We start from the raw sequence: 10,629 nt of genomic DNA, 5'->3' as shown, positions 1-10,629 counted from the left end.
TCAGCGGCCTCCGGTCGGGGTCTCCCCCGGTCGAGCGAAGTCGAGAGCTTGGGGATGAGAGAGCAGGTGGAGCAAGGGGCTGTCGTCGTCGGGCAGCGGGTCGTCGGCCTCCCAGGCGCGGGCGAGCGTGCCGACCGCGGCGAGCTCGCCGAGCAGCACTCCGCCGACGAGGCGGCCGCCGCGGACGACGACCTTGCGGTACGTGCCGCGCGTGGCGTCGGCCAGCTGGACGACGTCGTCGTCGGGGCGCGGCTCCGGGTCCCCGAACGCCGCGAGGTCCAGCGGCCCTGGGCCCGGCAGGGTGAGGCGGGTGAGGGTGCGGGTGCCGGTGTAGGGGCGCGGGGCGGCCTCGTCGGCCGGGGTGTGACCGGGCGCCGCGACACGTTCCGCCATGAGCGCTGCGGCGAGCGCGTCGGCCTGCTCGACGGCGGGCGTCGCAAGGCCGTACACACGGCCCGCGTGCTCCGCGCAGTCCCCGACGGCCCGGATGTTCGGGTCCGACGTCCGCAGCAGGTCGTCCACGACGACGCCACGGCGCACATCGAGCCCCGCGGCCTGTGCGAGACCGGTGCGGGGCCGCACGCCACAGGCGAGGACCGTCACATCGGTGTCCAGCAGATACCCGTCGGCGAGTTCGACGCGGCGCACGGCCCCGTCGGTGACGCCGACCCCGCGCACCCGGCACTCCGTGTGCACCTCGACGCCGAGGTCCGTGAGGTGCCGCCGCACCAGCTCCGACGAGGCCGGGTCGAGCTGCCGCTCCATGAGCCGTTCGGCCTGCTGGGTCAGGACGACCTGGGCGCCCCGCACCGCCAGGGCGCGGGCCGCCGAGACGCCGAGGAGGCCGCCGCCGATGACGACGACGCGGACGCCCGGGCCGACCGCCGCCGACAGGGCGAGGCAGTCGTCCATGGTCCGGAACGCGTGCACGCCGCCCGGAAGTTCACGGGCGCCGGGTGCGAACAGGCCGCGCAGCGGCGGGAGCACGGGGTTCGAGCCGGTGGCGAGGACGAGAGTGCCGTACGGGACGACGCTGCCGTCCGCGCAGTGCACGCGACGCTCGGCGCGGTCGACGCGGACCGCGCGGGTGCGCAGGACGGGGCCCTGCGGGGTCGGCAGGGCGATGACGTCGGGCCCGTACCGGCCCGCGAGGACCTCGGCGAGCAGCACACGGTTGTACGGGGTGTGGTTCTCCTCGCCGATCAGTACGGTGCCTGTGCCTGTGCCTGTGCCTGTGCCCGCGCCCGCGCCGAGGCGCTGCGCCACTCGGGCGCCCGCCAGGCCCGTGCCGATCACCACCACACCGTCGGCCGGTACGGCGCCGGGGGCGGTGCCGGCGGCTGTCGGCTGCGCTGAGGAGGTCATGCCGAGAAGCCTGCGGTGCCGGTGTTACCCGGCAGGATCGGCCCTGTTTCCCCGGAGGAACGCTGCCCTCAGCGAGGGCCGTGGACGGCTGTGAGGGCCCGTGGCTTAACCGCCGTTGAGCCGATCCTCAAGGCTGCCTTAAAGAACGGCGGGGCGCCGCTGACCAGCGGCTTCCGGGCCCTCACCGCGCCTAGTGTGCCGCCGTGACCACCGACGCAGCCGCCCCCCGACTCGACGCGTACCCGGCCCTCGCCGCGTACCTGCGCCAGATGGACGCCCCGCTGGACCAGGGCATTCCGCCGATGCCCGAGGAGCCGCCGCGCACGCCCCGCACGCCCCACACTCCCGGCGGCGGGCGGCGCCGGACCCGAGAGGCGCGCCGGACCCGAGAGGCGCGCCGGACCCGAGAGGCCCCGCGCGCCACCCCCGCCCCGCCCCTCCGCGTCGCGCCCCGCACGCTGCACACCGCCATCGTCAACGGCGCCCTCGGCGTCACCGCGATGTGGGCCGTGCAGGCGGAGCCCTCCGCCCGGCTCGACGTGCTGTTCGCCACCGGGGCGCACCTGACGGGACTGCTCGCCGGATACGGCATCCTCGTCATGCTGTTCCTGATGGCCCGCGTCCCCGCGGTCGAACACGGCGTCGGCGCCGACCGCCTCGCGCGGCTCCACGCACTCGGCGGCCGGTACGTGCTGAGCCTCTGCGCCGCCCACGCGCTCCTCGCCCTCTGCGGCTACGCCGTCCACGCCGACACCGACCTGCTGCACGCCACCCTCGACCTGCTCGGCTACCCGGGCCTCGCCGCCGCCACCGCGGGCACCGCCCTCCTCGCCGCCGTCGGCGTCACCTCCGCCCGCGCCCTGCGCCGCCGCATCCGCCACGAGACCTGGCGGGCAGTCCACCTGCTGACCTACGTCGGCGCCGCCCTCGCCTTCGCGCACCAGCTCGCCGGTCCCGACATCGCGGGCGGCGTCCTGTCCCTCGGCCTCTGGTCGCTGCTGCACGCCACCGTCGCCGTCCTTCTCGTCTGGTACCGCCTCGTCGTACCCGTACGGCAGGCGCTGCGGCACAGCCTGCGCGTCATCGGCGTGCGCGACGAAGGACCCGGTGTCGTCTCCGTCGCCGTGCAGGGCATCGGCGTCGACGAACTGCGCGCCGAACCCGGACAGTTCTTCAGGTGGCGGTTCCTGCGGCGCAGGCTCTGGCACACCGCGCTGCCGTTCTCGCTCTCCGCACCCGTCCGCGACGACACGCTGCGCATCACCGTCAAGGCGGCCGGTGACCACACCCGCCGCATCCGGCGCCTCAGGCCCGGCACGCGCGTCCTCGCCACCGGCCCCTTCGGCGCGCTCACCGCGCACCGGCGCACCCGTCGCAAGGTGCTGCTCCTCGCGGGCGGCGTCGGCATCACCCCGATGCGGGCGCTCTTCGAGACGCTGCCCTGCGGCCCCGGCGACCTCACCCTGCTCTACCGCGCGGGCAGCGCCGAACAACTCGTCCTCAAGGAGGAGCTGGAGGCCATCGCGCGGACGCGGCAAGCAGGCCTGCACTACCTGCTGGGCCGCTCCGACGCCTCGTTCGACCCCTTGGCCCCGCAGGCCCTGCGCAACCTCGTCCCCGACCTCGCCGACCACGACGTGTACCTGTGCGGGCCGCCCGGCATGTCCGCGATGGCGACCACGGCGCTCGTACGGGCGGGCGTTCCGGAGGACCGCATCCACGCGGAGTGCTTCACGTTCTGAGAGCACGAGTGCTGCACGTTCTGGGCGCGCCCTTCATCTCTCTCCCCCCCCCGAGTTCGAGAAAGCAGGTCATGGGACGCCACCGCAGACCCCTCGCCCCCGCCCAGGGACCCACCCGCCAGGCCCGCAGGAAGCTCGCCGCGGGGCTGGCAGGGGCGAGCGCGCTCGTCGCCGCGGCCCTCGCCGTCGCGGTCGACCCGGCGGCGCCCCCGGCCCCCGACCGCCCCTCGGCGGGCGTCCCGGCACCACAGGCCGCCCCTTGATCGCGGGATAGGCTCGCGATCATGCCTGACATATCCATGACCACAGTCGTCGTCCTCTGCCTCGCCGCCCTCGCGGCCGGCTGGATCGACGCCGTGGTCGGCGGCGGGGGACTGCTGCTGCTCCCCGCCCTGCTGCTCGGTCTGCCGGGCGGCACCCCGGCCGCGCACGCCCTCGGTACGAACAAGGCCGTCGCGATCGTCGGGACGACGGGCGCCGCGGTGACGTACGTCAGGAAGACACCCGTCGACGTGCCGACAGCCGTCCGCATCGGCCTCGCCGCGCTCGCCGGGTCGATGGGTGGCGCGTTCTTCGCGGCCGGGATGAGCACCGACGTCCTGAAGCCCGTGATCATGGTGGTGCTGCTCGCCGTCGGCGCCTTCGTGATCCTCAAGCCCGCCTTCGGCACGGCGCCCGCCACCGGCCCCGCGTCCCCGAAGCGGATCCTCGCGGCGATCGGCCTCGCGGGCCTCGGCATCGGCTTCTACGACGGACTCATCGGCCCCGGCACCGGCACGTTCCTCGTTCTCGCCCTGACCGCCGTGCTCCACCTCGACCTGGTCTCGGCGTCCGCGACCGCGAAGATCGTGAACTGCTGCACCAACGCGGGCGCCCTCGCGATGTTCGCCTGGCAGGGCGCGGTCCTGTGGCAGCTGGCCGGTCTCATGGCCGTCTTCAACCTGGCGGGCGGCATGTTCGGCGCGCACACGGCCCTGAAGAAGGGCAGTGGCTTCGTCCGTGTCGTGCTTCTGACGACCGTCTTCGGGCTCGTGGTGAAGATGGCGTACGAGCAGTGGCTGGCGTGAGCGGTGTGCGGCGCGCGAGGGAACCTCAGCGGACCGCGGTGAGGTGGGCGAAGACCACCACGTTGCCCTGGTAACCCGTCTGCTTCGAGTACTTCCCGCCGCAGGTGATGACCCGCAGCTCAGGCCGCGACGCGGCGCCGTACACCTTCTCGTCGGGGAAGTCCTCGGCGTCGTACACCTCGTTCGCGTGCACGGTGAAGACGGCGACGCTGCCGTCCCTGCGTTCCACCTCGATCGTGCGGCCCTTCTGCAGGGCGCCCAGCTCGTAGAAGACGGCGGGCCCCTCCTTGTTGTCGACGTGGCCCGCCACGATGGCGGTGCCGCGCTCGCCGGGCGTGGTGCCCGCCTCGTACCAGCCCGCGAGGTTCTTCCGCTCGGGCGGCGGCACGTCGAGGCTGCCCTGTCCGGTCAGGCCGAGGCCCATCAGGGGCGTGTCGACGCCGATCGCGGGGATCCGCACGCGGTCGGGCGGGGACGGGGGGAGGGGGGCCGTACCGTGACCGGTCGTCGAGGGGTCTGTGGCGCGGGCGGCCTGTTCGGCTTGTTCGGCTTGTTCGGCTTGTTCGGCCTGCGAGGCCTGTGCGGCCTGTGCGGCGGAGGGCTGGGGCGGCGGATGTGACGCGGTGCCGCTGCTCAGCAGCCACGCCCCGGAGCACAGCGCCACGGCGGTGACCGTGCCTATGACGGCGTTGCCGGTCCTGCGGCCCGCGCGGGATCGCGTACGTGACCGTGCGCGGAGGCGCGTACGCAGGCGCTCACCGAGTCGCGTACGCAGGCGCTCCTCAAGCCGCGTACGTAGTCGCGTACCGGTTCCCGTGCGGCGCATACGGCGACCTCCTCGGATCGGGCGGGCCGGTTCCCTCGTCCCCCTCCCCGCCCGCGAGGGGACACGGGCAGGGAGGGGGCGGGGGCGGCGGTACCGGTGGACAGCGGAGGGTGTCCGTCAGATCCTGTCGCCTCTCGCCCGGCGATGCAGGAGCCAGGTACCGCCCGCGGCGGCGACGGCCAGGGCCGCCACTCCCGCCGCGGTCTGCACGGGGTCGGGGCCGAGTGCGCCGCCGACCCCCGTCTTCACATGCCCCTTGGGGAGCTGCTGCTGCGGCCGTTCACCCGCGGCAGCGGCGGTGGAGGTGATCGTGACCATGAGATCGCCCGCGATCCGCTTGTTCTTCGCACCGGAGCCGCCGGACCCGGAGCACTTCGCGACGATCTCGTACGTGCCGGGCTGCGCGGACGGCGGCACCTCGAACCGCCCGGCGGCGGTCTCGCCGCCCTCCGCACGCGTGCCCGGCGCCATCGTGAACGACCCCGCGCCGACCGCGCTCGCGTCGCCGGTCGCCGTCCCGCCCGAGCCGCAGGCGGTGGTGTGCACGGTGACGGTGGAGCCGGGGGTGACGGTGGCGGGGCGGATCTCCAGGCTCCCGGCGGGCGGGCCGGGAGCTGCGGGCGTGCCGGGAGCTGCGGCGGCGGGGACGGCCAGAGCGCCCGCCGCCACGGCGAGAGCGGTACCGGTCAGCAGACGGGCGTAGCGCATGTGGTCGTTCCTCCGAGGGCCTACGTACGGGCACGGCCCGCGGCACCCCCAAGTGCCGCTGCGTCGGTCGAACCCCGCTCTACCGAGGTAAGTGGCACTCGGCGGCCGACGCCTCCTGATGGGGCATCAGAAAGGTGCGAGGCGGACTGCTCCTGACGCGGCGGAGGGAACGTTCCAGCAGGTCACCGGCGTGCCGAGGGCCCGTGTTCGAAGGGTGCGCGGCGCGGCTGTGAATGGGTGACCTGGGGCGTGGTGCGACCGGGCGCGGTGGTGACTCCGGCCGTCAGACGGTGTCCCACGGGACGTCCTCGTACGCCCCCGCCACGCGCGCCATCAGCTGCTCGTCGACCCCGTACGCGACGTCGTCGATCCGCCGCACGGGCCGTACCCCCCACGCGTTCGTGACGAAGGCCGCCCTGTACGAGGGGAGGTCCGCGAGGGTCACCGGAGCGTGCCGGGTGGGCAGCCCGGCGGCGGGCAGGCGCGACCGGACGAGCTGCATCGTGATGCCTGCCAGGTGCGGCGCGTCCGGCCAGACGACCTCCGTGCCGTCGAAGAAGGCGATGTTCGTGACCGCGCCCTCGCTGACCTCCCCGCCGGGACCGGTGAGCAGCACCTCGTCGAACCCGTCGCCCCGCGCGAGCTCAGCGTGGCGGGCCTGCGCGAAGCCGCCCAGGTGCTTGATGTGGGCGAAGGGCCGCTGATACGCCACGGAACGCAGCGACTGTGCCCGGCCCTCCATCGTGGCGGGCAGCTCCATGGGCGGCCGGACGGTGACCAGGTGGGACGGCTGCCCGCCCGGGGCGTGGACGTAGACCCGTACGGACGCGTCGGAGATGTCGTCGCGCAGGATGTGCCGGACGAGCACGCGCACGTGCTCCCCGTCGACCCCGTGCCCGAACAGCTCACGCGTGGCCGTGTCGAGCCGCGCCAGATGCAGGCCGAGGCCGCGCACCTTGCCGCCCCTGACCTGCATCGCGGTGAAGTGCCCGGTCTGGACGAGGGCCGGCCACAGCAGGGTCTCGGCGGTCGCGGGCCGCCCGTCGACCTCGATGCGCTGCGCGAGAGCGGAGGTGGGGGTGAGGGCGGAGACGGGGACGGGGGAGGGGACGGGGGTGGTCATACGGACACGTCTTCCTGTTCCTGGTCGCTCTCCGAAGCGGCTTCGTCCTGGTTCTCCGAAGCGGCCGCCCCGCAGGATCCGGTCGCGCACGGAACCTCCTTCTCCACGAGGCGCCGCGGGCCCGGGCCGCGTGACCCCAGCGTGTCCCACGTGTTGGACAGCGCGCACCTGGACAGGGAGAGGCAGCCGCAGCCGATGCAGTCGGTGAGGTTGTCGCGGAGCCGCTGGAGGGTCCGTATCCGGGTGTCGAGGTCCTCGCGCCAGCACTCCGAGATCCTCGCCCAGTCCGCGCGGTTCGGCGTACGGTCCTCGGGGAGCAGCGCCAGCACCTCGCGGATCGTGGCGAGCGGCATGCCGAGCTGCTGCGAGGTGCGGATGAAGGCGACCCGGCGCAGGGTGTCGCGGCTGTAGCGGCGCTGGTTGCCGGAGGTGCGGCGGGACTTGATGAGTCCTTCGGCCTCGTAGAACCGCAGGGCGGAGGGGGCGACCCCGCTGCGCGCTGCGAGCTCGCCGATGGTGGCTTCCTTGGCTTTCGGTGCGAGGCGGTGCGTCATGCGGTCAGCGTAGTGAGCGGGCGCAAGCGGCCGTGTGGAGCCGCCGCGGGTCACGCCCGGGGCAGGCGCACCACCGCCACCGCCCCGCCGTCCGCCGCGTTGGAGAACTCCACGCGGGCGCCGATCACCTGGGCCTGCCCGCACGCGATGGTCAGCCCGAGGCCGGTGCCCTGGCCGCGCTCCCTCGCGCCGGTCTGGAAGCGCCGCGGGCCGTCGTCGAGGAGGTGGCCGGGGAAGCCGGGCCCGTGGTCGCGGATCGTGACCTCGACGCCGTCGACCCGCACCTCGACCGGATCGCCGCCGTGCTTACGGGCGTTGCCGACGAGGTTGGTGAAGATGCGCTCCAGTCGGCGCGCGTCGGTACGGACGAACGTGTCGTACGCGCGCTCCGCACCCACCGCCGTGAACTCCGCCGCCGACCCGTCCGCGCGTTCCGCGATCGCCTCGACGAGCGGCCCCAGCGGATGCACCACCAGGTCGGGCTTCTCCACCTCCGCGTCGAGGCGCGCCACTTCGAGCAGATCCTCCGTGAGGGTGCGCAGGGCGCGGACCCGGTCGCGCACGAGCTCGGTCGGGCGGCTCGACGGCAGCAGCTCGGCCGCCGTGTGCAGTCCGGTCAGCGGGGTCCGCAGCTCGTGGGCGACGTCGGCGGTGAAGCGCTGCTCGGCTTCCAGGCGCTGCTGGAGGGAGGCGGCCATCGTGTCGACGGCGGTGGCGAGTTCGGCCACCTCGTCCTTGCCGTGCCGGGTGCCCGGCGGGCGGGGATGGTCGATGCGGGCGTCGAGGTCGCCCTGGCTGATGCGGCGCGCGATGGCCGCCGCGGTACGCAGTTCGCGGCTCAGCCTGCTCGAAAGCCCGGCCCCGCCCAGCGCCGCGAGCCCGACGACGACGGCACCCGAAACCAGCAGCTGCCGGTCGAAGTCGGCCATGTCGTCGGCCTGTCCGTGCAGCGGCTCGCGGATGGACAGGACGTGGCGGGGGTTGTCGCCGACCGGCCGCGCCGCCCACACGCACGGATCGTCCGACGTCATGTCCAGGTAGGTGGTGCGCTGCCCGGCCAACGCGGCCCTGCGCAGCGCCGCGGGCACCTGCGGGTCGTCGACACCGGCGTCCGTGTCGGCCTGGTCGACCTGTCCCGTCAGCTCGTAGAGCTGCCGTACGCGCACGAGTTGGGCGATCGCACCGGAACGGGCGCCCGACGAGATCTGGTCGAGCCGCGCGTGGTGGACGAGCAGCCCGATGGCGATGGCGACGACCGCGCAGCCCACGGCGAGCAGCGCGGCGATCTTCCAGCGCAGCCCGAGACTGTTGAGCGCGGCACGGACCCGGGTCCCGGGCCTGCGCGCCATCAAGGGCCCCATGGGGAAGGGGAGCCGGAGGGCGAGTCGGAGGAGGAGTCGGAGGGTGAATCGGAGGGCGACCCGCTGGAGACGCCGTCGGAACTGGGCCGGGGCGACCGCTTGTAGTTCTTGATGTCGCTGACCGTGGACATCCGCGCGCCGTCCCAGTGGAAGCGGACCGCCTGCTCGCCGCCCTCGGAGCACGGCGTGCGCACCAGCAGATCGGGGCCGACCGTCTCCACGCTCACGCTCCTGCCGGAGGTGAACAGGATCGGGTAGATCTTGCCGCCGCGCTCCGTGTAGACGACGAGGATCGACCGGCCGCTCTCCGTATCGGCGGCCACGAGCATGTCCGGCTTCTTGTCGCCGGTGAGGTCGAGGAACATCGGCGGCCGTATCCCGGCCCGCCCCGGGCGGTCGATCATCCCGCGGTCGGCGAGCGGTCTCGTGCGGGGGTCGGCCCGCAGGATCGCGTGGACGTCCATCGAGGCGAGCCCGCCCGAACCCACCTCCACGCCGCGCAACGGCCGCGGGGGCGGCTGGCGCGTGGACGCCTCGGCGCCGGGCGCCCGCGATGTCCGGCCGGCCCAGGCGGGCCAGACCGCCTCCGGGCGCGGCTGCACGGAGACGGACGGCGCGGAATCGCCGTGCCCGAGACCGTCCGTACCGGCACACCCCGTCAGCACGAGGGCCGCCAGTACGGCGAAGAGGGCGGCGCCCGGCAGGAGCAGGCGGCGGGGCATCGGATTCATGGGTGGCTGACCGTCACGTGGGGGGCGCTGGTGGTGGCCGGTCCAGGGCTGCGCCGGGGATTCGGCAGGGGGACCGGCCACCGCTTTCGAAGGTAGGAACCCTCCATCACGGAAAACAGGAGGTTGTGTAACAACTACCCCTAAGCTCGCTGAAACCTGGACGCACGGGACCTAAGCCCAGGCCGCTCGGCCCGGCCCCCCCGGCACGCCCCGCACGGAGCCTTCGCCGCGCGACTGTGGACAATCGCCGTATGAGCGACGACGAACTCGGTACGCCCCGGCTGCCGTTCTTCGTGTACGGCACGCTGCGCCCGGGCGAGCCCAACCACGCCGTCCACCTGCACGGCAGGACCGCGACGGAGAAGCCCGCCCTCCTGCCGGACGCGCTCCTCTACGACGGTCCCGGCTACCCGTACGCCGTCGAGCACCCCGGCAAGGGCCCCGTCCACGGCGAACTCCTGACCGCACTCCCCACCGCCTACGCCCCCCTCCTCGCCGCCCTGGACCTCCTGGAGGAGTACACCCCGGGCGACCCGCACAACCTCTACGAACGAGTCGTGCGCGACGTACTCGACCGGACCGGCAACTCCGTCCGCGCCTGGGTCTACGTAGCGGCCCCGCGCATCGCCGCCGGGCTCCGCACCTCCGGCTCGGTCATAGGCACCGGCGACTGGGCCGCACACCGCAATACGCAGCTCAAACGCTCACGCACCCGAACCGGTGACTTGAATCACTCGTGAGAGCGAGTTGGCGCGACTACGCAAAGTGAGCGACGCCAAGCTCTGCGTGTACACCTGCTGGTGTGCGCGGTGGTGCGTCAGCACCCTGTCCCTGAAGGAATCGCCCTATGCCCGTTCGTCGTTCCCTCCCGGCCGTCATCGGCGCCCTGGCCCTCGGTCTCGGAATGTCCCTGACGTCCTCGGCTTCCGCCTCCCCGGCGGCCATCCAGAACCCATGCGGCTTCTACGAGACCCACACCGACGCCTACTACAACCACTGCACGAGCGACGGCTCGAAGATCCTGATCGAGATCGACGACTGGGGCCCCAACACGACCAGGTGCGTGGGCCCGGGCGTCACCTGGATCGGCAAGGCCGGTGACGTGGACGGCGCCTGGTACATCGGCCGCACCTGCTGACCTCCTCTCCGTAC

At 73.7% G+C, this 10,629-nt stretch carries 12 protein-coding genes; 5 read left to right on the top strand and 7 right to left on the bottom strand.

The annotated features are described in order from the left end of the window. Window positions 1–1,302, bottom strand: coding sequence for an NAD(P)/FAD-dependent oxidoreductase (locus NOO62_RS13220; RefSeq protein WP_268775603.1), 1,302 nt, complete (start codon window positions 1,300–1,302; stop codon window positions 1–3). Between the two features lie 563 nt (window positions 1,303–1,865). Here NOO62_RS13220 and NOO62_RS13215 point away from each other — a divergent pair. The 3 genes from NOO62_RS13215 (at window position 1,866) to NOO62_RS13205 (ending at window position 4,174) form a co-directional block, all read left to right on the top strand. Continuing rightward, window positions 1,866–3,107, top strand: a complete 1,242-nt coding sequence (locus tag NOO62_RS13215) for a ferric reductase-like transmembrane domain-containing protein (protein ID WP_414930986.1) — start codon at window positions 1,866–1,868, stop codon at window positions 3,105–3,107. 71 nt (window positions 3,108–3,178) lie between these two features. Then, window positions 3,179–3,370, top strand: coding sequence for a hypothetical protein (locus tag NOO62_RS13210; RefSeq protein ID WP_268771083.1), 192 nt, complete (start codon window positions 3,179–3,181; stop codon window positions 3,368–3,370). 21 nt (window positions 3,371–3,391) lie between these two features. After that, the gene (locus NOO62_RS13205) at window positions 3,392–4,174 is read left to right on the top strand and encodes a sulfite exporter TauE/SafE family protein (protein WP_268771082.1); all 783 of its coding nucleotides are present in this window, start codon (window positions 3,392–3,394) and stop codon (window positions 4,172–4,174) included. Between the two features lie 25 nt (window positions 4,175–4,199). On the opposite strand, the gene NOO62_RS13200 is transcribed toward NOO62_RS13205, so the two are convergent. The 6 genes from NOO62_RS13200 to NOO62_RS13175 all read right to left on the bottom strand — a co-directional run bounded on the left by NOO62_RS13200 (window position 4,200) and on the right by NOO62_RS13175 (window position 9,477). Continuing rightward, a complete protein-coding gene (locus NOO62_RS13200) occupies window positions 4,200–5,000 on the bottom strand; it encodes a class F sortase (protein WP_268771081.1) in 801 nt (266 codons plus the stop codon). A 117-nt stretch (window positions 5,001–5,117) separates the two neighbouring features. Continuing rightward, a complete protein-coding gene (locus NOO62_RS13195) occupies window positions 5,118–5,708 on the bottom strand; it encodes a hypothetical protein (protein ID WP_268771080.1) in 591 nt (196 codons plus the stop codon). A gap of 283 nt (window positions 5,709–5,991) precedes the next feature. Next, window positions 5,992–6,831 carry an aminotransferase class IV gene (locus tag NOO62_RS13190; protein WP_268771079.1) on the bottom strand — a complete coding sequence of 280 codons (840 nt, stop codon included), beginning with the start codon at window positions 6,829–6,831 and terminating at the stop codon, window positions 5,992–5,994. Next, window positions 6,828–7,385: a redox-sensitive transcriptional activator SoxR gene (soxR, locus tag NOO62_RS13185; RefSeq protein ID WP_268771078.1), complete on the bottom strand. Its 558-nt coding sequence runs from the start codon at window positions 7,383–7,385 to the stop codon at window positions 6,828–6,830. The genes NOO62_RS13190 and soxR overlap by 4 nt, the downstream gene beginning before the upstream one ends. 50 nt (window positions 7,386–7,435) lie before the next feature. Continuing rightward, window positions 7,436–8,734 carry a sensor histidine kinase gene (locus NOO62_RS13180; protein WP_268771077.1) on the bottom strand — a complete coding sequence of 433 codons (1,299 nt, stop codon included), beginning with the start codon at window positions 8,732–8,734 and terminating at the stop codon, window positions 7,436–7,438. After that, the gene (locus tag NOO62_RS13175) at window positions 8,734–9,477 is read right to left on the bottom strand and encodes a hypothetical protein (protein ID WP_268771076.1); all 744 of its coding nucleotides are present in this window, start codon (window positions 9,475–9,477) and stop codon (window positions 8,734–8,736) included. The genes NOO62_RS13180 and NOO62_RS13175 overlap by 1 nt, the downstream gene beginning before the upstream one ends. Before the next feature lie 251 nt (window positions 9,478–9,728). On the opposite strand from NOO62_RS13175, the gene NOO62_RS13170 reads away from it, so the two are divergent. Together NOO62_RS13170 and NOO62_RS13165 are read left to right on the top strand one after the other, a co-directional pair. Further along, window positions 9,729–10,217 (top strand): gamma-glutamylcyclotransferase family protein, encoded by a 489-nt coding sequence (locus NOO62_RS13170; RefSeq protein WP_268771075.1) that lies wholly within the window; start codon window positions 9,729–9,731, stop codon window positions 10,215–10,217. A 107-nt stretch (window positions 10,218–10,324) separates the two neighbouring features. Continuing rightward, a complete protein-coding gene (locus NOO62_RS13165; RefSeq protein WP_268771074.1) occupies window positions 10,325–10,615 on the top strand; it encodes a DUF6355 family natural product biosynthesis protein in 291 nt (96 codons plus the stop codon). Window positions 10,616–10,629: the final 14 nt, after the last annotated feature.

This window comes from Streptomyces sp. Je 1-369 (assembly GCF_026810505.1).
In the GTDB taxonomy this organism is placed as follows: Bacteria; Actinomycetota; Actinomycetes; order Streptomycetales; family Streptomycetaceae; genus Streptomyces.
Note: the sequence above shows the minus strand (reverse complement) of the source record. Positions and strands in the feature narration are given on the sequence as shown.

Coding starts and splice junctions, on each gene's coding strand:
- NOO62_RS13215 (WP_414930986.1), top strand. CDS start 1,866: ATGTGGGCCGTGCAGGCGGAGCCCTCCGCCCGGCTCGACGTGCTGTTC.
- NOO62_RS13210 (WP_268771083.1), top strand. CDS start 3,179: ATGGGACGCCACCGCAGACCCCTCGCCCCCGCCCAGGGACCCACCCGC.
- NOO62_RS13205 (WP_268771082.1), top strand. CDS start 3,392: ATGCCTGACATATCCATGACCACAGTCGTCGTCCTCTGCCTCGCCGCC.
- NOO62_RS13200 (WP_268771081.1), bottom strand. CDS start 5,000: ATGCGCCGCACGGGAACCGGTACGCGACTACGTACGCGGCTTGAGGAG.
- NOO62_RS13195 (WP_268771080.1), bottom strand. CDS start 5,708: ATGCGCTACGCCCGTCTGCTGACCGGTACCGCTCTCGCCGTGGCGGCG.
- NOO62_RS13190 (WP_268771079.1), bottom strand. CDS start 6,831: ATGACCACCCCCGTCCCCTCCCCCGTCCCCGTCTCCGCCCTCACCCCC.
- soxR (WP_268771078.1), bottom strand. CDS start 7,385: ATGACGCACCGCCTCGCACCGAAAGCCAAGGAAGCCACCATCGGCGAG.
- NOO62_RS13180 (WP_268771077.1), bottom strand. CDS start 8,734: ATGGCGCGCAGGCCCGGGACCCGGGTCCGTGCCGCGCTCAACAGTCTC.
- NOO62_RS13175 (WP_268771076.1), bottom strand. CDS start 9,477: ATGAATCCGATGCCCCGCCGCCTGCTCCTGCCGGGCGCCGCCCTCTTC.
- NOO62_RS13170 (WP_268771075.1), top strand. CDS start 9,729: ATGAGCGACGACGAACTCGGTACGCCCCGGCTGCCGTTCTTCGTGTAC.
- NOO62_RS13165 (WP_268771074.1), top strand. CDS start 10,325: ATGCCCGTTCGTCGTTCCCTCCCGGCCGTCATCGGCGCCCTGGCCCTC.